The sequence below is a fragment of the Pseudomonas guariconensis genome (genome assembly GCF_040822035.1).
Classification (GTDB): domain Bacteria; phylum Pseudomonadota; class Gammaproteobacteria; order Pseudomonadales; family Pseudomonadaceae; genus Aquipseudomonas; species Aquipseudomonas guariconensis.
Map to the genome: position 1 here is coordinate 4,870,124 of NZ_CP162012.1, position 20,798 is coordinate 4,890,921.

Sequence of the window (20,798 nt, forward strand, 5' to 3'; positions counted from 1 at the left end):
GGTTCCATGACCAAGCGCCAGGCAAAAAAAACGCCCCGAGCCAAATACTGCTGGCCAAGGGCGATGCGCAGGAACGCGAGACGGTTCGGTGAAATTCGTGGCGCCCGGGGCCGGTCAGGCCGAAACCTCGCGGCGACTGTGTTGCTGGGCATGCAGGCGGGCAAAGGCGCGGGCCAAGCGCAGGAGCATCTCGTCGATGTTGCCCTTGCTCACGGTCAGCGCTGGTGAGAAGCGCACTACATCGGCCTGCGGTGCGTTGAGCAGCAGCCCCTCGTGCAGCGCCGCCTCGACCAGCTCGCGGGCCAGGTCCTCGTGCAACTGCAGCGCCCAGAGCAGCCCTTGGCCACGCACTTCGCCCTGGCCATAACGACCGGCCAGGCGGCTGAGGCCGTCACGCAGGTGGCGACCGCTGTCCTGCACGTGTTCGAAGAAGCCTGGCTCGAGCACAGTCTCCAGTACCGCAAGGCCGGCCGCGCTCATCAGCGCGTTGCCATGATGGCTGCCCTCCAGCTCGCCCGGCTCGGCGCAGCATGCGCTGCCGCGGGCCAGCAAGGCCGCCAGCGGCACACCACCACCCAGGCCTTTGCCCAAGGTAATGATGTCGGCACGCACGCCGTAGGTCTGCTCGGCGAGCAGGGCGCCACAACGGCCGATGCCCGTCTGCACCTCGTCGAGGATCAGCAGGATGCCGAGTTCGCGACACAGACGCTCGACCCCTTGCAGATACTCGCGAGTCGCCGGGATCACCCCCGCTTCGCCCTGGATCGGCTCGAGCATGATCGCCACGGTGCGCGAGTCCACGGCGGCGTGCAGGGCCGCGAGGTCGTTGAAGGGCACCTTGCTGAAACCTGGCAGGCCAGGCTCGCAGCGATTGCAGGGCAACGGGTCGGAAGCCGACAGCGCCCCCAGGCTGCGTCCATGGCAGGCCTGGCTGGCAGTGATGATGTGATAGGCGCCGTTGCGATGCAGCTGCCCCCATTTGCGCGCCAGCTTGATGGCGCCCTCGCAGGCCTCGGCACCGCTGTTGAGGAGGTAGGCTTGATCGCTGCCGGTGCTCTGGCAGAGGCGATCGACCAGACTCAGCAAGCCACGACTGTGGAACCCCGCGCCAGGGTTGATCAGCGCCTGGGCCTGGTTGCCCAAGGCCTTGACCAGCACGCTTGGGCTGTGGCCAAGACTGTTGACGGCGCAGCCCTGGGTGAAGTCCAGGTAGGCATGGCCTTGGTGGTCCCACAGCCAAGAGCCCTGGCCTCGTACGAACACCTGCGGCGCCCGCTCGGCGCTTGGCATCAGCCGTTCGCGGGTCGGCTCCGACGCCGCTGGCGCGCTCACCGGAGCAGGCTTGGGCTCGGCAGCGGCAGGGGCCGAACGGCGCAGGTTGAACAGGTTCATTGGGGCTCCAGCCATCTGGGTCAGGGTCGGCAGCGGTTTATTTTGCCTTGCCTATCAAAAGTATTTTTCCCTGCAGGTAACAATCAGCTCGGCGAGCGCTGTAACCCTTTGGAATACGGCGATAGACTAGGCTTCAAGCCGACATTCGGCCATTCCGTTTTTCCAGCTTTTTCGATAAGTAGATCTTATGGATTTTCGACAACTGCGCTATTTCGTCGCGGTGTATGAAGAAGGCCATGTGGGCAGGGCCGCCGAGCGCCTGTCGCTGTCCCAGCCGGCGTTGTCGCAGCAGATCCGCCAACTTGAACACAGCCTCGACCTGAGTCTGTTCGAGCGCAGCAACAAACGCCTGCTGCCGACCCTCGCCGCCCATACCTTGTACAACCACGCCCTGCCCTTGCTTGACGGCCTGCAGCGCGCCCATGAAGCGATGCGCAACTTCAAAGGCCAGTCTCTGCGTACGCTGGCCATCGGCGTACTGCAGACCGTGCGCCCGAGTTTGGTACCGCAATTGCTGGAGCGCGTGCGCCGGGCTCAACCGCACCTGGTGGTGCAGATCTATGAGTTGTCAGGGTTAGAAATCGAGCGGCGCCTGCTTAATGGCAGCCTGGATATCGGCATCAGCTACCTGCCGCCACGCCAACCGGGCTTGCATGGATTGCTGTTGTACGAAGATGAACTTCAATTGGTCATCCCCAATACCCACCCCTTGAAGGACTTCAAGAAAGTCTCGTTGCGCCAGGCGGCTGAGTTGCCGATGCTGATGCTCGGCGAAGAGTTCCAGATTCGGCAGATCTGGCAGGCGCAACTGGCCAGCCTAGGGCGCAGGCCGCAAGTGCAGGCGGAGATGAACAACATGGCGGGGATTCTCGACAGCCTGGCCCATACCGCCTTGGCAACCATCCTGCCCGGCCGGGCGAAGGATGCCACCGAAGATGACCAGGACTTGCTGTGGAAGCCTTTGAGCGAACCGAGGGTGCCGCTGAAGGTCGGCCTGGTGTTCCGCGATGCCCAGCGCCAGCAGGCCTCGGTGGAACTGCTGCGTACACTGCTGGAGGAAGAGACCGACGCCCGCCTGCCAGGCGTTTCGCCCTTGGACGTGCTTGGCTGAAAAACGAGCGGACAAAGAAAACCCCGCCGAAGCGGGGTTTTCCAGACTGTTTCCCTTGACATCCTTATCGCCCCGCCACCCTGGCAGGAAATCCTACGTTGTCCCTGTTCTGTCCATTGCGCATCCTGCGCTACGTCCATGGGGTGAAGATTAGCCCTGGATCCAATTTCAGAAAAGAGGAAAAAAGCCACCGCGTCGTGTAAGAAATCACTTACACAAAAGTCTCAAAAGACGACATGCTGTGGATTCGCACTCGAAAAAAAGCCCACTCCTACCTGGCCGTGGTGACCGTGTAGGAGCGGGCTTACATGGGCGATATCAGAACTGTGCGGCGTCGAGCAGGTATAACGTCTCGCTACCGGCTTTCACCGATGCCACCAGCGAATTCACGCGCGGCAGCAGACGGGCAAAGTAGAAGCGCGCGGTGCCAAGCTTGGCACCATAGAACGCCTCGTCGTCCTTGCCGGCCCGAGCAGCGCGCGCCATCAAAGCCCACATGTAACCATAAGCCACGTAACCGAACGCCTGCAGGTACTCCACCGAGGCCGCACCGATCTCGTTGGGGTTGCCCTTGGCCTGCGCCAGTACCCATTCGGTCAACCCGTCCAGCTCGTCGAGCGCGGTGGCCAGTGGCTGGGTGAACTCATCCAGCTCGGCACCGGCGCTGGCAATGAACTGACGGATCTCATCGGAGAACAGGCGGTAGAACGCGCCGCCACTGCCGATCACCTTGCGTCCCATCAGGTCCAGGGCCTGGATGCCGTTGGTGCCTTCGTAGATCTGGGTGATGCGCACATCGCGGACCAGTTGCTCCTGCCCCCATTCGCGGATGTATCCGTGACCGCCGAACACCTGCTGGCCGTGAACGGTGCACTCAAGGCCCAGGTCGGTGAGGAAGGCCTTGGCCACGGGGGTCAGCAACGCTACCAACTCTTCGCTGCGCTTGCGCGTGGCGGCATCTTCGCTGTACTTGGCGCTGTCCAGTTGCAGGGCGACATAGGTGGAGAAGGCACGCCCGCCTTCGATCAGCGCCTTCATGGTCAGCAACATGCGACGCACATCGGGGTGGACGATGATCGGATCGGCGGCCTTGTCCTTGGCCTGCGGGCCGGTCGGTGCCCGGCTCTGCAAGCGCTCGCGGGCATACTCGACAGCGTTCTGGTAGGAGCGCTCGGCCGACGCCAGGCCCTGGATGCCAACACCCAGGCGCTCGTAGTTCATCATGGTGAACATGGCCGCCAGGCCTTTGTTCGGCTCGCCCACCAAGTAACCGGTGGCGTCATCGAAGTTCATCACGCAGGTGGCCGAGGCCTGAATGCCCATCTTGTGCTCGATCGAGCCGCAGGTGACCGGGTTTCGTGCCCCCAGGCTGCCATCTTCGTTGACCAGGAACTTAGGCACCAGGAACAGCGAGATGCCTTTGGGACCCGCCGGCGCATCCGGCAGCTTGGCCAGCACCAAATGGATGATGTTCTCAGTCAGGTCGTGTTCGCCGCCGGTGATGAAGATCTTGGTGCCGCTGACCTTGTAACTGCCGTCAGCCTGGGGCTCGGCTTTGGTACGGATGATTCCCAGGTCGGTACCGGCATGGGGCTCGGTCAGGCACATGGAGCCGGCCCAGACACCGGCGTACATGTTGGGCAGGTACTTTTCCTTCAGTGCCTCGCTGGCGTGGGCGTTGATCGACAGGCAGGCACCTGCGGTCAGCATCGGGTATAGGCCAAAGGCAAGGCTGGAGGCGTTGACCATCTCTTCGACCTGCGCCGAAATGGCTTTGGGCATGCCCATGCCGCCAAACAGCGGGTCACCGCCCACGCCCACCCAGCCGCCTTCGGCGTAGGTCTTGTAGGCCTCGATGAAGCCAGCCGGGGTGCGCACGGTGCCGTTGTCCCAATGGCAGCCTTCTTCGTCGCCGCTACGGCTCAGCCCAGCGATGGTCTTGCCGGTGACCTTGCCCGCTTCTTCCAGAACAGCCATGGCGGTATCCTGATCGACCGCCTCGGCCAGGGCCGGCAGTTGGGACCAGAGCTTGGCCACCTCGAAGACTTCATTCAGAACGAAACGCATGTCGCGCAGCGGCGCTTTGTACTCAGCCATGACAACCTCTCGCTATCAGGTCGGGGCGATCCCTCAGGATCGCGACACTAGGTTGGAGCCAGTGTAACCGAACAACTTTTACGAGACATAGGGTCATCATGCGACTGACAAGTCAGTTTCAGTCACCACGATCACGACGCCATGCGAACCGCCCCGCGCCGGGAATGCTGCCCGAAAACCATGACGCAGTTACGACCGGCTCCCTTGGCGCTGTAGAGCGCCTCGTCGGCGGACTTGAGCACCTCGTCCGGTGAACGATGATCCACCTGGCGTTCCGCAACCCCAATGCTGATGGTCACCGAGACCGTACTGCCCGCGCCGCCCGCGCGGCGCTGACGTCCGGTCGAATCGTCCTGTGGGCGGCTGTTCTGGTCACGCAGCTGGATCGCATAGTTGGCAATCATTTCCCGCACCGCTTCCAGGTGGGGCGTGCACTCCTCGACCGTCTTGCCGGCAAAGACCAGCGCGAACTCCTCGCCACCGTAGCGATAGGCGCGCCCACCCCCGGTCACGCGCCCCAAGCGACTGGCCACCAGACGCAACACCTGGTCACCGACATCGTGACCATGGGTGTCGTTGAATTTCTTGAAGTGGTCCACATCGGTCATGGCGATCACGTAGTTGCGCCCCAGCCGCTGCATGCGCTCATTCAGAGCGCGGCGCCCCGGCAGGCCAGTCAGCTCATCGCGAAAGGCCATTTGATAGGCCTCGTGAGACACCGCCGCTGCGATCATCAGCATGACCTGACTGCACATGATGTTGAGGGTGAACGGCAGGATGAATGTTTTGGGCAGCATCCAGAAGATGCCGATCAGACCGATGATCTGCGCCGCATGCAAGGGCCGTGGCTGGCGCAGGTACTGCACCACCAAGAGCACGAACATCCCCAGGAACAGTGGATAGGCCAGCTGGATCAGGCTCATCCATTGACCATGCAGCGATGGCCAGCGAATCTCCGCCAACCAGCTCAGCAGTGCCTGGGGAAAACTCTGCTCCAACGCCACTGCCACGCTGCCGACGGCGAACAGCACGGCGAAGCGGGCGAGCAGGTCTTGGGCCAGGTGGGTGCGCTCCTGCCACGCCGCGAACAGCCCGAACAGGAGGGGCAACAGCAGGCAGACCAGATGGAACACGACCGCCGCATCCTCTCGGACCCGGCCGTTGTCGCGATAGAAATCGGTCTGCGTGTCGAGCAGGAAGTAGGCGATGTACACCGTGACCATCAAGAACAGCTCGCGCTGGCGACGGTACACGGCGCAATAGGCACCGCCGAGCAACAACACCAATGTCGGCAGTACATTGAACAGGGAGGTGAAGAAGACGCTGAGGTCCCTCACATAAGCTGCCGCCAGCCCCGACAGCAACAGGAACAACGAAGGCAGGAAATGGCTCGCGCGTACAGCGGATAGACGAAACAAAAGGCAATCTCCGACCCGGCAGATCAATAATAGCATTGTGCCTCTAGTTCATCGGCAGCGCACATGAATAGATGAATACACGGAACGTTTAAACGATTGCTGGATGTGTGCTTGCAGCGCCAGGCAAAAAAAAACCGCCTGCCGGTGAAGGCAGGCGGTTTTTCCTGGTTACCGCTTGGCTCAGCAGGACAGACCGAAGTCTTCTTCCTTCATGGCCATCAGGTTGCCCGCGCCGGACAGCATGGCCGCCACGTGCGCACGGGTGCGCGGCAGGATACGCTGGAAGTAGAAGCGCGCGGTTTGCAGCTTGGCAGTGTAGAACGCCTCTTCGCTGGTGCCGGCGGCCAGCTTCTCGGCAGCCAGGCGGGCGATGTCGGCCCAGAAGTACGCCAGGCAGGCGTAGCCGGAATACATCAGGTAGTCCACCGAGGCAGCACCGACTTCTTCGCGGTCTTTCATCGCGGCCATGCCCACCTTCATGGTCAGCTCGCCCCACTCCTTGTTCAGCGCGGCCAGCGGCTCGACGAATTCCTTGACGGCTTCGTTGCCTTCCTGGGCCTGGCAGAACTTGTGCACGATCTTGGTGAAGCCTTTGAGCGCCTCGCCCTGGGTCATCAGCACCTTACGACCGAGCAGGTCCAGGGCCTGGATACCGGTGGTGCCCTCGTACAGCATGGAGATGCGGCTGTCGCGTACGTTCTGCTCCATGCCCCACTCGGCGATGAAGCCATGGCCACCGTAGATCTGCACACCGTGGTTGGCAGCCTCGAAGCCAACCTCGGTCATGAAGGCCTTGGCGATCGGAGTCATGAAGGCCAGCAGGGCGTCGGCTTTCTTGCGCTCTTCCTCGTCCTGGCTGTACTTGACGATGTCCACTTGTTTGGCGGTGAAGTAGACCATGGCGCGGTTGCCTTCGGCGAAGGCCTTCATGGTCAGCAGCATGCGGCGCACGTCCGGGTGGACGATGATCGGGTCGGCTGCTTTGTCTGGCGCTTTCGGGCCGGTCAACGAACGCATCTGCAGACGCTCGCGGGCATACTTAAGGCCACCCTGGAAAGCCACTTCGGCGTGGGCCAAGCCCTGCAGCGCGGTGCCCAGGCGGGCGGTGTTCATGAAGGTGAACATGCAGTTCAGGCCCTTGTTGGCAGGGCCGATCAGGAAGCCGGTGGCGCCGTCGAAGTTCATCACGCAGGTGGCATTGCCGTGAATACCCATCTTGTGCTCGATGGAGCCACAGCTCACGGCGTTGCGCTCGCCAACACCGCCTTCGGCGTTGGGCAGGAACTTCGGCACGATGAACAGCGAGATGCCTTTGGTGCCCGCCGGGGCATCGGGCAGGCGGGCCAGGACGATATGGACGATGTTGTCGGCCATGTCGTGCTCGCCAGCGGAAATGAAGATCTTGGTGCCGGACACCTTGTAGGTACCATCCGCCTGGGGCTCGGCCTTGGTGCGCAGCATGCCCAGGTCAGTACCGCAGTGCGGCTCGGTCAGGCACATGGTGCCGGTCCACTCACCGGTCACCAGCTTGGTCAGGTAGGTGTGCTGCTGCTCGGCGGTGCCGTGGGCAGACAGGGTGTTCATGGCGCCGTGGGACAGGCCTGGGTACATGCCCCAGGACCAGTTGGACTCACCGACCATTTCGCTGATGGCAAGGCCCAGGGACTCAGGCAAACCTTGGCCGCCATGTTCCACGTCATGCGCAAGGCTCGGCCAGCCGCCTTCGACGAACTGCTGGTAGGCCTCCTTGAAACCGGTCGGGGTCTTAACGCCCGACTCGCTCCAGGTGCAGCCTTCCAAGTCACCGACACGGTTCAGGGGCGCCAGCACCTGCTCACAGAACTTCGCGCCTTCCTCGAGGATCGCGTCGACCATGTCCGGCGTGGCGTCCTGGCAACCCGGCAGGCTCTGATAATGCGCCTCGTAGCCGAGCAGCTCGTCACGGACGAAGCGAATATCACGCAAGGGGGCTTTGTAATCAGGCATAGCGATGAACCTCTGTGATGAGTCCAGTGGAGAGACCGCAGGTACCAACCAGCTCTTGGCGGCTTTCGGTCAAACAGTTGTTTGAAACTTACGTTTAGCCCCGCCCAATGTCAAGGATGGACTATGGTGCCATTTACGCCGCGAAACACGACATAAACGCCATAAGCGCCGAAGCGACCCTGGATGCCGCAGCCTGTTCGCAGGTTTAACCGCGAATAGGACGACACAGACAACGGAGCCGTCTGGTTGAGGTCAGAAAATCAGCGGATAGAACCGCCGCTCTACAAGGAGTCTAGGCGGTGGATGGGGGTTGGATCAGACGTAAGTATCGATGAACCGGCCAAGCATCTCGTCCGAGGCTTTGGCGACTTTCACGCCCAATGCGACTTCATGCTTGCCCAGCGCCAACTCGACGGTGCTGGTGGCCAGGTCCATCTGCTGGCTGCGATCGACCGCTCGCAGGCGTTCGGCTTGATAGTCGCTGGACTGGCTGGTGGCGGCACGCTCGACGGTGCTGCTGGCGATTTGACTGGCGGCTTGGTCGACTCGGTTCTGCCCGGCCTGGATGGCGCCAAGGCCAGCGTAATAGGCAGTGCTACCGGTGATTTCCATGTCAGGACTCCAAAGACGCAGGATGCGAGGTCAGGCTTATTAAAGCAGCCGAAAGCGTAAAAGGCCCGTTTAAATACCTAATAGCCTTGTGCCACTTAATAGACAATGTTGAGCGCGTCAATCCAGAAGATCCAGGTGCAGGTGCTCCGCCACTGCCTCGGCTGTGGCCTGCTTGAGCTTCGGCACCCGTCCCAGGCAAGGCGCCGGCAATCGCTCGGCGAGGCTGGCGAGGTTTTCTTCCAGACGCGACGTCCGCGGGTCGATGATATTGGCCACCCATCCTGCCAGTGGCAGCCCATCACGGGCGATGGCTTCAGCGCTCAGCAAAGCGTGGTTGATGCAGCCCAGGCGCACGCCCACCACCAGGATCACCGGCAGCTTCAAGGCGATAGCCAGGTCCGACAGATGGGCATGGGCGGACAACGGCACCCGCCAGCCCCCTGCCCCCTCCACCAGTGTGAAGTCGGCCCCTTGGGCCAGTACATGCTGCATGGCCTGCAGCAGCACCGGTACGTCCAGGCTGACCCCTGCCTCACGGGCCGCCACATGCGGAGCGATGGCCGGCTCGAATGCGAATGGATTGACCTGCTCGTAGGGCAGCTTCACCGAGCTTTCGGCGATCAAGGCCAAGGCGTCGGCGTTGCGCAGGCCCTTGGCGCCTGGCGTGCAGCCGGATGCCACCGGTTTGGCGCCCAGGGTGCTCAAGCCCTCCAACCGCGCCGCATGCAGCAGCCCGGCCGCGATGGTGGTCTTGCCGACATCGGTGTCGGTGCCCGCGATGAAATAGGCCTGGCTCATGTCACGCCTCGTCTGCCAAGGGTTTGCGCAGTACGCCATAGACCACCTGGTAGGTGGCCGGCAGGCCCTCGGGCTGGCGGAAGCGTTCATAGGCCTGCAACAGGCCCTGCATCCGCGCCCGCCCGGTCAGGCCCGAAGGCCGTCCAGGGTTGAGATTGTGCGCCCCCAGGGCCTTGAGCTCGTGGGTCAGGCTGCGCACGTCTGGGTAATGCAGGACATGCGGGCGACGCTCCAGGCCAAGCACCTGCAGGCCACTCTGGCCACACAGCCGCTGATAGTCCTCCAAGCGTCGGAAACGATTGACGTGGACCAGGCCGTCCACCGCCTGCCAACTGGCACGCAGCTCATCGAGGGTGCCGACGCACAGGCTGCTGAATGCCAGCACCCCGCCCGGCCGCAGCACACGGCGGGCTTCGCTCAGCACGCTGCCGAACTGGTCGCACCATTGCACCGCCAAGCTAGAGAACACCAGGTCGACACTGTCATCGCGCAACGGCAGCCGCTCGGCATCGCCCGCCACATGATGATGCGCCCCGCCCTGTTCACGGGCATGGCGCAACATGCCTTCGGCGATGTCCACTGCCACACCCGTCGCAGCGCTGAAGCGCTCGGCCAGGGCGCGGCTGAAATGCCCCGTGCCGCTGCCCAGGTCAAGCCAGCGCTCAGGCTGCAGGTCAGCAGGGAGCTGGCCGAGCAGCGCCAGGCCCACCGCCCGTTGCAGGGCCGCCACGCTGTCGTAGCTGGCTGCAGCGCGGGAGAACGAGGCCGCCACCTGGCGCTTGTCCGGCAGAGTGCCGGGCGGGGTCGGACGGGAAAGGTCAGTCATCACCACTCTCATGCAGGAAACTCTTGATACCCGCCGCCAGCTCCTGTGGATACTCCAGCAGGAAGGCGTGGGAACTGTCTTCGACCAGGCCGACTTCCACATCCGGCAACAACTCGCTCAAGGCCTTGGCTGCCTCCGCCGGCACCAGCGCATCGCTGCCGGCAAACAGATGCAATTGCGGCCCGCCGTACTGCTCCAGGGCATTGCGGGTGTCCAGCTTGGCCAGCACTTCCAGCCCTGTGGCCAGGTAGAGCGGATCGGTGTCCGGCACGCCGACACCCAACTGGCGCAGTAGCGTGCGCGGCATTTGCGCGCCATCGCTGCACAAGCTGCGAAAACGCTTGAGGGTCACCTGCGGATGGCTGCGACAGCCGTCGAGGAACGTACCGAAGGTGTCCACTGCCATGCCATGGGGCCAATCAGCGCGCTGGACGAAGCTCGGGTTGCTGCCGAGCGTCACCAGACCACAGCAGTGATCGCCACGTGTGTGCGCCAGGGCACTGGCGAGCATGCCCCCGAACGACCAGCCGCCCAGCCAACTGTCGGTGGGCAGCTTGCGGTCCAGGTAATCGATCCAGGCTTGGACATCGGCATCGGCGAGCTCCGGCAGCGGCATCAGCTCGACCTGCAGACGTGAATCCTGGGCCCTGAGACTTGCAGCCAGCGGTTCAAGTGCAGCAGTGCCCAGGCCCCAGCCGGGCAAGAGGATCAGTCGGTTACGCATCGGCGGACTCCAGCAGTGGGTAACACTCGGCCAATGCATTCAACAATAGCTGGACCTGCGCCTCGCTGTGGGCCGCGCTCAGGGTCACGCGCAGGCGTGCACTGCCGGCGGGGACGGTCGGTGGGCGGATCGCAGTCACCAGCAAGCCCCGCTCGCGCAGCATCCGGGACAACTGCAGGGCGCGTGCGCTGTCGCCGATCAGGATCGGCTGGATCGCGGTCGGGCTGTCCATCAGCGCCAGCCCGATCTGCTCGGTGCCCGCGCGGAACTGGCGGATCAATGCCGCCAGGTGCTCGCGGCGCCAGGTCTCGCGGCGCAGCAGCTCGAGGCTCTTGAGCGTGGCGCAGGCCAGCGCTGGCGGCTGGCTGGTGGTGTAGATATAGGGACGGGCGAACTGCACCAACGCCTCGATCAACTCCTCGCTGCCGGCCACGAAAGCACCAGCGGTGCCGCACGCCTTGCCCAGGGTACCAATCAACACCGGAACATCCTCAACGCCCAGGCCGAAATGCTCGACGATGCCGCCACCCTGGGCACCGAGCGTGCCCAGTCCATGGGCGTCATCGACCATCAGCCAGGCGTCATGAGTGCGGGCGGCCTTGGCCAGCGCAGGCAGGTCGGCCAGGTCGCCGTCCATGCTGAACACGCCATCGGTGACCACAAGCGTATTGCCGGTCGCCTTCTCCAGGCGGTTGGCCAGGCTCACGGGGTCGTTGTGCAGGTAACGGCTGAAACGCGCACCGCTGAGCAGGCCGCCATCGAGCAGCGAGGCATGATTGAGACGATCCTGCAGCACCGTGTCGCCTTGCCCCACCAAGGCGGTGATGGCGCCGAGGTTGGCCATGTAGCCGGTGGAAAACAGCAGCGCGCGTGGGCGCCCGGTCAGTTCGGCCAGGGCTTCTTCCACCTGGTGATGAGGCGTGCTGTGACCGACCACCAGATGCGAGGCACCTCCCCCCACTCCCCAGCGCTCGGCGCCTGCACGCCAGGCGGCGATCACTTCCGGGTGGTTGGCCAGCCCTAGGTAATCGTTGCTGCAAAAGGCCAAGAGCGGCTGGCCATCGACCACCACCTCCGGCCCTTGGGGGCTTTCGAGCAATGGCCGCTGCCGGTACAGATCCGCGGCGCGCCGTTCGGCCAGGCGCGCCGCCAGGTCGAACGCCATGTCAGGCCTGTGCTGCGTCGTAGAACAGCTCGTTGCTGCGTTGTTCGACCAGTGCCTGCTCGATGGCCGCCTGGTGCACCTCATCGGCGTGCTCTTCGCGCGCTTCGGGCTGGATACCGAGACGGGCGAACAGTTGCATGTCCTTGTCAGCTTGCGGGTTGGCGGTGGTCAACAGCTTCTCGCCATAGAAGATCGAGTTGGCGCCAGCCATGAAGGCCAGGGCCTGCATCTGTTCGTTCATCTGCTCGCGGCCAGCGGAGAGACGCACGTGGGACTTGGGCATGAGGATGCGCGCTACCGCGAGCATGCGGATGAAATCGAACGGGTCGACGTCTTCCTCTTCGGCCAGCGGTGTACCAGCGACCTTGACCAGCATGTTGATCGGTACCGACTCCGGATGCTCCGGCAGGTTGGCCAGCTGGATCAGCAGGCCGGCGCGGTCATCGAGCGACTCGCCCATGCCAAGGATGCCACCGGAGCAGATCTTCATCCCCGCATCGCGCACATAGGCCAAGGTCTGCAGACGCTCGGCATAGGTGCGGGTGGTAATGATGCTGCCGTAGAACTCCGGCGAGGTATCCAGGTTGTGGTTGTAGTAGTCCAGGCCGGCGTCGGCCAGGGCTTTGGTCTGCTCTTGATCGAGCTTGCCGAGGGTCATGCAGGTTTCCAGCCCCATGGCCTTGACGCCTTTGACCATCTCCAGGACGTAGGGCATGTCCTTGGCCGACGGGTGCTTCCAGGCAGCGCCCATGCAGAAGCGGGTGGAGCCGATGGCCTTGGCCCGAGCGGCTTCTTCCAACACCTTCTGCACTTCCATCAGCTTCTGTTTTTCCAGGCCGGTGTTGTAGTGGCCGGACTGCGGACAATATTTGCAATCTTCCGGGCAGGCGCCGGTCTTGATCGACAGCAGCGTGGAAACCTGCACGCGGTTTGGGTCGAAGTGCGCGCGATGCACGGTCTGCGCCTGGAACAGCAGGTCGTTGAACGGCTGCTGGAACAGGGCCTTGACCTCGGCCAGGGACCAGTCGTGACGTGTTGTTGCAGTTGTGCTGGCGCTCATCGGTGTTTCCTTGTTTAGGCTCTTGCTGGCGCCGGGACAGGAAAGTCCGCCAGCGCATCACGGATAGCTCGCATACTCATGGAAGGCCCATGCACTGTCAACCACTCGCAAAACACTTGGTTTACAAGTGTATAAATATTAGCCAGCACTGTTTGCTCTGTGACGAGCCCGCCGACCAGGCCTATCCCCTGTGCACCGAATGCGAGCACGCACTGCCCTGGCTGGACGATCACTGCATCCGATGCGCCCTACCCCTGCCGATGGCCGGTTTGACCTGCGGCCATTGCAGCCGCTATAGGCCGGCCTTCGACCACGTCGTGGCGCCCTGGTACTTCGGATTTCCCATCGACACGCTGGTGAGCCGTTTCAAGCATCACAGCCAGTGGCCGCTTGGCCGATTGATGGCCCGTTTGCTGGGCCAGGCGCTGTCGCATCGCTTCGCCGAGGGGCTGGCAAAACCTGACCAGTTGTTACCCGTACCCCTGGCTGCTCGTCGACTGCGCCGACGAGGGTTCAACCAGGCTGCCTTGCTGGCACGGTGGTTATCCGCGCAAGTGAACATCCCGTGCAACGAGCAATTGCTGCGCCGGCCCCGCGACACCCCTGCCCAACAGACCCTCGGCGCCAAGGCCCGGCAGCGCAACCTGCGCCAGGCGTTCGGGCTCGCACCCGATGCCCGGCTCGATGGCCTTCACCTGGCCATCATCGATGACGTATTGACCACTGGCGCCACCGCCCAGGCCATCGCCACACTGCTGCGCAAAGCCGGTGCCCGGCGGGTCGACGTGTATTGCCTGGCGCGCACGCCCAAACCAGGGCAGGTGTGAGTGGTGCTGGCACCATCGCAGGGAGGGCACCTTGTCTTGACTTGCCAACAGGCCACCGGCACCGTCACAGCATCTTCACCGAGACCGACCTCCGTCATGTCACTACCTGCCCTGCTCACCCAGCACATCGCCCGTCGTCCTCAGCGCATCGCCTTGCTGCAACATGTTGCCGAACAAGGTTCGATCACTCGCGCTGCCAAGGCGGCCGGCATCAGCTACAAAGCTGCCTGGGACGCCATCGATGAGCTCAACAACCTGGCCACCCAACCCTTGGTGGAGCGCAGCACGGGCGGACGTGGGGGTGGCGGTGCGCGTCTGTCGGCCGAAGGCGAGCGGGTGTTGCGCCTGTATCGACGTTTGCAAACCCTGCAGGCCCAGTTGCTGGACGCCGCCGAAGAAAGCAGTGACCTCGATCTGCTCGGCCGCCTGATGCTGCGCACCAGTGCCCGCAACCAGCTGCAAGGACGCATCAGCGGGTTGCGCCGCGAAGGGCGGCACGACCGGGTCAGCCTCGATCTTGGCGGCGGGTTACAGATCGAGGCGCTGATCACCCGAGGCAGCACCGAGCGTCTGGAGCTGACGCTCGATACCACCGTGGTCGCGCTGCTCAAGGCCGGCTGGGTGCAGTTGCTCCTCGAGGGCGATCACGTCGAAGCGGGCAGCAATTGCCTTATGGCCACCGTCGAACAGGTACTGACCGATGAAGACGGGCCCAGCGAAGTGCGGCTGGTGCTGGGTAACGGGCAGACCCTGTGCGCCTTTGCCGATGAGCACTGGCTTACACAGCATGAGCTGGATGCCGGTAGCCAAGTGCGTGTGCAGTTTCATCCCTCTTATGTATTGCTGGGGGTTCCGGTGTAACAGGGCCAGGGCAGCCTCTGGTCAACCTGCGCTACCATGGCACCTTATCCTGCCGCCGTGCCCGGAGCCTTCATGTCCCACCCCTTCGACACCCTCACCCCCGACCTGGTCCTGGACGCCGTGGAAAGCCTGGGCTTTCTCAGCGATGCCCGGGTGCTGGCCCTCAACAGCTACGAGAACCGGGTCTACCAAGTGGGCATCGAAGGCGCGCAACCGCTGATCGCCAAGTTCTACCGCCCCGGACGCTGGACGGACGATGCGATCCTCGAGGAACACCGCTTCAGCGCCGAGCTGGCCGAATGCGACGTACCGGTGGTAGCTCCCCTGCTGCACGAAGGCCGCAGCCTGTTCGAACACCAGGGCTTTCGTTTCACGCTGTTTCCTCGCCGAGGCGGCCACGCACCGGAGCCGGGCAACCTCGATCAGCTCTACCGCCTGGGCCAACTGCTCGGACGCCTGCACGCGGTCGGCGCTGCCCGCCCCTTCGAGCACCGCGAAACGCTGGCGGTGGATAACTTCGGTCATGCCTCGCTGAACACCTTGCTCGAAGGTAACTTCGTACCCAAAGAACTGCGACCGGCTTTCGAATCCGTTGCCCGGGACGTGCTGCAACGGGTCGAACGCCTCTACGCCCGCACCCCGCATGAAATGATTCGCCTGCACGGCGACTGCCACCCAGGCAACCTGATGTTCCGCGATGAGGCCTTCCATATCGTCGACCTGGATGACTGCCGCATGGGGCCTGCGGTCCAGGACCTGTGGATGATGCTCGCCGGCAGCCGCGAGGAGCGCATGGGCCAGTTGGCGGAGCTGATCGACGGCTACAACGAATTCCACGACTTCGACCCGCGCCAACTGGCCTTGATCGAACCGCTGCGTGCCCTGCGCCAGCTGCACTACAGCGCCTGGCTAGCCCGGCGCTGGGACGACCCGGCATTCCCGCCGAGCTTCCCCTGGTTCGGCCAGCCGCGCTACTGGGGCGATCAGATCCTCGCCCTGCGCGAACAGATCGCAGCGCTGGATGAAGAACCGCTGAAATTGTTTTAGAAGCGACAGGTGGTCTGTCTACAATAGGCGTGCAGTATTTAGTTACCTAAGCAAGGACTCTCCATGCACGCCGCCAACCCGCGCCGCGGGTACATCCTGGGCCTGAGCGCCTACATCATCTGGGGCCTGTTCCCCCTGTACTTCAAAGCCATCCAGAGCGTCCCGGCGGTGGAAATCATCGTCCACCGCGTACTCTGGTCGGCGCTGTTCGGCTCGCTCCTGCTGCTGGTCTGGAAGCACCCGGGCTGGTGGCGCGAACTGCGTGAAAACCCGCGCCGCCTGGGCATCCTGGCCCTGAGCGGGGCGTTGATCGCCGGCAACTGGCTGACCTATGTGTGGTCGGTGAACAACGGACGCATGCTCGAAGCCAGCCTGGGTTACTACATCAACCCCTTGGTGAACGTCCTGCTGGGCATGTTGTTGCTCGGCGAGCGCCTGCGTCGCCTGCAATGGCTGGCAGTGGGCCTGGCGGCGGTGGGTGTGGCCCAGCAGGTGTGGCAAGTCGGCAGCCTGCCGTGGGTGTCGCTGGTGCTGGCGTTGTCGTTCGGCTTCTATGGCCTGATCCGCAAACAGGCACCGGTCGCAGCCCTGCCTGGCCTGGTGGTGGAAACCTGGATGCTGGTCCCCCTGGCCGCCGGTTGGCTGCTCCTCAATCCAGAGGCGACCAGCGCCCATGCCAGCTTCTACACCAGCAGCGAAGCCCTCTGGCTGATGGCAGCCGGGCCGGTCACCCTGGTTCCGCTGGTGTGCTTCAACGCCGCCGCGCGTCACCTGCCCTACACCACCCTGGGCTTCCTGCAGTACCTGGCGCCGACTCTGGTTCTGCTGCAGGCGGTACTGCTGTTCGGTGAACACCTGTCGTCCAGCACCCTGCTGGCGTTCGTCTTCATCTGGGCAGGCCTGGCCCTTTACAGCGTGGATGCCTGGCTGAGCCTGCGCAAACGCGCCTGATCAAAAAACGAACAGCCCGCTGCAAGCCAAGTACGACGTGGCCTGCAGCGATGTCTCCAAAGGTTATCCACACCCTCGTCCCCGCGCTTTGTGCACAACGCACTGAAATCTGGACATTTTTTGCTCAAAGCGCCGGAAGCCCTGACAAGCCTGGGCTACAGCGGTGCACCCCCAGGTTATCCACAGCGCCGCCCCCACGAATCTGGGATAACCCTTCCACGGGATTACCCGCCAGCATTCACTCTTCGGGCCGCAACTTCAGCTCGACCATCAGATCATCCGCCAGGCTCTCCAGCCGCCGTTGCAGGTCATCCAGGGATAACGTCAGCGGCAGCGCCAACAATGCATCGGCACAAAACAGCGGCTCGCTGCTCATCGGCGCCGGGCGCACCTCGGTCGTGAAGCGCTCCAGATTCACGCCCTGCTCGGCCAGCAACCGGGTGATATCGCGCACGATCCCGGGCCGGTCGTTGCCCACCAGCTCCATGGCGATCGGTTTCCAGGTGCAGGAAGGCTCGATACCGCTCTCGGCGATCAGCACGCGAATGTCGTGGCTGGAAAGCTTTTGCAGGGCCTCCACCAAGTCGTCATAGGACTCGGCCGGCACCGCCACACGCAAGATCCCGGCAAACTGCCCGGCCATCCGCGACATGCGACTCTCCAGCCAGTTACCGTTATGCTCGGCGATGCATTGAGCGATACGCTCGACCTGCCCGGCTTTATCGGGGGCGATCACTGTCAGTACGAGATGGTCCACGGGGCCGCTCCTGAGCTCTGCTGTTAGGTCTAGGACACCGCTGCGCGCGGCGAAATACGGGGGCATCGCCTCAGTATAGGCAAGGCGCGGCAACCTGCCGCAGGGCGGTTCGCACAACGAATCGTGTACTGTTTCAAGATTTATCTGGAACAATCCACCTGTTTTTTGCGAACATATCCTCTCCCAGCGTGACCATACGCGACCGATTGGTCGCACAACGACGCTTTTAGTCTGATGTTCACCAGCCTACTGCCTCATGTAGTATGCCTCGGTGCGGACTACAAAACGTCGTTTGGATGTCTGCCAAGGCGCCTGTGAAAATACGCAACCCGCCCGCCAGCCCGTCTGGCGAGCCGCACCCAGCCGCGCTCAGACGAGGGCAAGTACTGGTGCCGTGTTTAGAGAAGCGCTACAGGCTTAATACAGAAGAGCGAAATAGCTGAGCAGAGTGAGGCAAGCAATGACTGGATACGTTCAAGTCGGTGGCCTTCAGGTCGCCAAGGTCCTGTACGACTTCGTCAACGACGAAGCCATTCCAGGGACCGGCATCGTCGCCGAGCAGTTCTGGGCCGGTGCGGAAAAGATCATCAATGACCTCGCTCCAAAGAACAAAGCCCTGCTCGCCAAGCGCGACGAACTGCAAGCCAAGATCGATGCCTGGCACCAGGCACGCAAAGGCCAGGCCCATGACGCCGTGGCCTACAAGAGCTTCCTCCAGGAAATCGGCTACCTGCTGCCACAAGCCGACGATTTCCAGGCCACCACCGAGAACGTGGACGAAGAAATCGCCCACATGGCCGGCCCACAGCTGGTCGTGCCGGTAATGAATGCCCGCTTCGCCCTCAACGCCGCCAACGCTCGTTGGGGTTCGTTGTACGACGCGCTCTATGGCACCGACGCCATCAGCGACGAAGGCGGTGCCGAGAAAGGCCAAGGCTACAACCCGGTCCGCGGCAACAAGGTCATTGCCTTCGGTCGCGCCTTCCTCGACGAAGCCGCGCCCCTGGCGGCCGGCTCCCACGTCGACTCCACCGGCTATCGCATCGACGGTGGCAAGCTGATCGTCGCCCTCAAGGGCGGCAGCAACAGCGGCCTACGCGATGACGCTCAGCTGATCGGTTTCCGTGGTGATGCCAGCGCCCCGACCGCCATCTTGCTCAAGCACAACGGCCTGCACTTCGAAATCCAGTTCGATGCCAGCACCCCGGTCGGCAGCACCGACGCAGCCGGCGTGAAGGACATCCTGATGGAGTCGGCTCTGACCACCATCATGGACTGCGAAGACTCCGTCGCCGCGGTCGATGCCGACGACAAGGTCGTGGTCTATCGCAACTGGCTGGGCCTGATGAAAGGCGACCTGTCCGAAAGCGTGACCAAAGGCGGCAAGACCTTCACCCGCACCATGAACCCTGACCGTGAGTACACCGCAGCCGCCGGTGGCACCGTCACCCTGCACGGTCGTTCGCTGCTGTTCGTGCGCAACGTCGGTCACTTGATGACCAACCCGGCGATCCTCGACGCCCAAGGCAACGAGATTCCCGAAGGTATCCAGGACGGTCTGTTCACCAACCTGATCGCCCTGCACAACCTCAAGGGCAATACCACCCGCAAGAACACCCGCACCGGCAGCGTCTACATCGTCAAGCCGAAGATGCACGGTCCGGAGGAAGTGGCCTTCGCCGCCGAGATCTTCAGCCGCGTCGAAGACCTGCTGGGCATGAAGCGCAACACCGTCAAAGTCGGCATCATGGACGAGGAGCGCCGTACCACGGTCAACCTCAAATCCTGCATCAAGGCTGCCGCCGAGCGCGTGGTATTCATCAACACCGGCTTCCTCGACCGTACCGGTGATGAAATCCACACCTCCATGGAAGCCGGTGCCGTGGTGCGCAAAGGCGCCATGAAGAACGAGAAGTGGATCGGCGCCTACGAAAACAACAACGTCGACATCGGCTTGGCCACCGGTTTGCAAGGTCGCGCCCAGATCGGCAAGGGCATGTGGGCCATGCCGGACCTGATGGCCGCCATGCTTGAGCAGAAGATCGCTCACCCACTGGCCGGCGCCAACACCGCCTGGGTACCGTCGCCGACCGCCGCCACCCTGCACGCCCTGCACTACCACAAGGTCAACGTGCAGGAGCGTCAGCGCGAGCTGGCCAAGCGCACACCGGCTTCGGTGGACGACATCCTGACCATTCCGCTGGCGACCGACACCAACTGGTCGGAAGAAGAAATCCGCAACGAGCTGGACAACAATGCCCAGGGCATCCTGGGTTACGTGGTCCGCTGGATCGACCAGGGCGTAGGCTGCTCCAAGGTGCCGGACATCAACGATGTCGGTCTGATGGAAGACCGCGCCACCCTGCGTATCTCCGCCCAGCTGCTGGCCAACTGGCTGCGCCATGGCATCGTCAGCCAGGAGCAGATTCTTGAAAGCCTCAAGCGCATGGCGGCGGTGGTCGACAAGCAGAACGCCGGCGACGCCCTGTACCGCCCGATGGCACCGAACTTCGATGACAACATCGCGTTCCAGGCCGCTATCGAGCTGGTCATCGAAGGCGCCAAGCAGCCGAACGGCTACACCGAGCCGGTGCTGCACCGTCGTCGCCGCGAGTTCAAGGCACGCAACGGGCTGTAAAACCTTTTGGGGCCGCTCTGCGGCCCCAATGCTTTATTCGATTCCCAGTTCCTTTCTCACCAGCTCCAGCAACCTGTCCAGGTCCACTGGCTTGAGCAGGAAATCCACCACCCCAAGGTGCATCACGTCCACCGCCTCCTTCACATCGGTGTCGCCCGACACCACGATGATCGAAAGCGCCGCACACTGCGATTCACGCACCTGCCGAATCAGTTCCAGCCCGTCCTTGGGCTCCATGCGCAGGTCGGTGATCATCAGGCCGATGTTGGCCCTGCGCTTGAGCAGGCTCAGCGCCGCCTGGGCACCGTCAGCAGTGATGCAGTCGATTCCCTTGGACTTGAGGTAAAGACACAACGCTTCACGGTTCGCGTCATCATCGTCCACGACCAGCACCCGTTGCGCAGGCGCAGCCGGAGCGGTCAGCGTGGCCAATGCCTCGCGCTCGTCGTCACTGAGGATGTCGTCATGCTCGGCCATGTTCATCTCGTCAAAAAAATCCCGTTCTAAGAGTTCAGACCGCAAAACAAC

18 protein-coding genes are annotated in these 20,798 nt (G+C 63.2%); 6 read left to right on the forward strand and 12 right to left on the reverse strand.

The genetic code is table 11. From position 1 onward, the window contains the following. Nucleotides 1-114: 114 nt before the first annotated feature. Complete coding sequence (locus AB1N67_RS22675) at nucleotides 115-1,392, reverse strand: aspartate aminotransferase family protein (protein WP_182816604.1); 1,278 nt, start codon at nucleotides 1,390-1,392, stop codon at nucleotides 115-117. A gap of 187 nt (nucleotides 1,393-1,579) precedes the next feature. On the opposite strand from AB1N67_RS22675, the gene AB1N67_RS22680 reads away from it, so the two are divergent. Continuing rightward, complete coding sequence (locus AB1N67_RS22680) at nucleotides 1,580-2,503, forward strand: LysR family transcriptional regulator (protein ID WP_043210345.1); 924 nt, start codon at nucleotides 1,580-1,582, stop codon at nucleotides 2,501-2,503. Nucleotides 2,504-2,821: 318 nt separating this feature from the next. Here AB1N67_RS22680 and AB1N67_RS22685 read toward each other — a convergent pair whose 3' ends face one another. The 9 genes from AB1N67_RS22685 to bioB form a co-directional block, all read right to left on the reverse strand. After that, entirely contained in the window at nucleotides 2,822-4,600 is a 1,779-nt protein-coding gene (locus AB1N67_RS22685) for an acyl-CoA dehydrogenase C-terminal domain-containing protein (RefSeq protein WP_043210343.1), read from the reverse strand. A 131-nt stretch (nucleotides 4,601-4,731) separates the two neighbouring features. Next, nucleotides 4,732-6,018 (reverse strand): diguanylate cyclase, encoded by a 1,287-nt coding sequence (locus AB1N67_RS22690; RefSeq protein ID WP_090346249.1) that lies wholly within the window; start codon nucleotides 6,016-6,018, stop codon nucleotides 4,732-4,734. A gap of 180 nt (nucleotides 6,019-6,198) precedes the next feature. Further along, nucleotides 6,199-8,004 (reverse strand): phenylacyl-CoA dehydrogenase, encoded by a 1,806-nt coding sequence (locus AB1N67_RS22695; protein ID WP_043215854.1) that lies wholly within the window; start codon nucleotides 8,002-8,004, stop codon nucleotides 6,199-6,201. Between the two features lie 315 nt (nucleotides 8,005-8,319). Next, complete coding sequence (locus AB1N67_RS22700; RefSeq protein ID WP_043215853.1) at nucleotides 8,320-8,616, reverse strand: hypothetical protein; 297 nt, start codon at nucleotides 8,614-8,616, stop codon at nucleotides 8,320-8,322. Nucleotides 8,617-8,733: 117 nt separating this feature from the next. Beyond that, nucleotides 8,734-9,414, reverse strand: a complete 681-nt coding sequence (gene bioD / locus AB1N67_RS22705) for a dethiobiotin synthase (RefSeq protein ID WP_090346251.1) — start codon at nucleotides 9,412-9,414, stop codon at nucleotides 8,734-8,736. Between the two features lies 1 nt (nucleotide 9,415). Continuing rightward, nucleotides 9,416-10,240: a malonyl-ACP O-methyltransferase BioC gene (gene bioC, locus AB1N67_RS22710; protein WP_367863400.1), complete on the reverse strand. Its 825-nt coding sequence runs from the start codon at nucleotides 10,238-10,240 to the stop codon at nucleotides 9,416-9,418. Continuing rightward, entirely contained in the window at nucleotides 10,233-10,964 is a 732-nt protein-coding gene (locus AB1N67_RS22715; protein WP_090346257.1) for an alpha/beta fold hydrolase, read from the reverse strand. The genes bioC and AB1N67_RS22715 overlap by 8 nt, the downstream gene beginning before the upstream one ends. Continuing rightward, the gene (bioF, locus tag AB1N67_RS22720; protein WP_070571961.1) at nucleotides 10,957-12,129 is read right to left on the reverse strand and encodes an 8-amino-7-oxononanoate synthase; all 1,173 of its coding nucleotides are present in this window, start codon (nucleotides 12,127-12,129) and stop codon (nucleotides 10,957-10,959) included. The genes AB1N67_RS22715 and bioF overlap by 8 nt, the downstream gene beginning before the upstream one ends. A gap of 1 nt (nucleotide 12,130) precedes the next feature. Further along, nucleotides 12,131-13,189 (reverse strand): biotin synthase BioB, encoded by a 1,059-nt coding sequence (bioB, locus tag AB1N67_RS22725; protein WP_043212657.1) that lies wholly within the window; start codon nucleotides 13,187-13,189, stop codon nucleotides 12,131-12,133. Between the two features lie 89 nt (nucleotides 13,190-13,278). Between bioB and AB1N67_RS22730 the strand changes: the two genes are divergently transcribed. The 4 genes from AB1N67_RS22730 to rarD all read left to right on the forward strand — a co-directional run bounded on the left by AB1N67_RS22730 (nucleotide 13,279) and on the right by rarD (nucleotide 16,875). Then, nucleotides 13,279-14,016, forward strand: coding sequence for a ComF family protein (locus AB1N67_RS22730; RefSeq protein ID WP_043212655.1), 738 nt, complete (start codon nucleotides 13,279-13,281; stop codon nucleotides 14,014-14,016). A gap of 96 nt (nucleotides 14,017-14,112) precedes the next feature. Beyond that, complete coding sequence (locus AB1N67_RS22735) at nucleotides 14,113-14,877, forward strand: TOBE domain-containing protein (RefSeq protein ID WP_182816618.1); 765 nt, start codon at nucleotides 14,113-14,115, stop codon at nucleotides 14,875-14,877. 72 nt (nucleotides 14,878-14,949) lie between these two features. Next, entirely contained in the window at nucleotides 14,950-15,924 is a 975-nt protein-coding gene (locus AB1N67_RS22740) for a serine/threonine protein kinase (RefSeq protein ID WP_090346265.1), read from the forward strand. Nucleotides 15,925-15,987: 63 nt separating this feature from the next. Further along, nucleotides 15,988-16,875: an EamA family transporter RarD gene (gene rarD, locus AB1N67_RS22745; protein WP_090346268.1), complete on the forward strand. Its 888-nt coding sequence runs from the start codon at nucleotides 15,988-15,990 to the stop codon at nucleotides 16,873-16,875. 238 nt (nucleotides 16,876-17,113) lie between these two features. Here the strand turns inward: rarD and AB1N67_RS22750 are convergent, their stop codons facing one another. After that, nucleotides 17,114-17,632 (reverse strand): glycine cleavage system protein R, encoded by a 519-nt coding sequence (locus AB1N67_RS22750; protein WP_043212645.1) that lies wholly within the window; start codon nucleotides 17,630-17,632, stop codon nucleotides 17,114-17,116. Between the two features lie 460 nt (nucleotides 17,633-18,092). Between AB1N67_RS22750 and AB1N67_RS22755 the strand changes: the two genes are divergently transcribed. After that, the gene (locus AB1N67_RS22755; RefSeq protein ID WP_090346271.1) at nucleotides 18,093-20,270 is read left to right on the forward strand and encodes a malate synthase G; all 2,178 of its coding nucleotides are present in this window, start codon (nucleotides 18,093-18,095) and stop codon (nucleotides 20,268-20,270) included. A 33-nt stretch (nucleotides 20,271-20,303) separates the two neighbouring features. Here AB1N67_RS22755 and AB1N67_RS22760 read toward each other — a convergent pair whose 3' ends face one another. Beyond that, the gene (locus tag AB1N67_RS22760) at nucleotides 20,304-20,753 is read right to left on the reverse strand and encodes a response regulator (protein ID WP_232092056.1); all 450 of its coding nucleotides are present in this window, start codon (nucleotides 20,751-20,753) and stop codon (nucleotides 20,304-20,306) included. Nucleotides 20,754-20,798 lie beyond the last annotated feature (45 nt).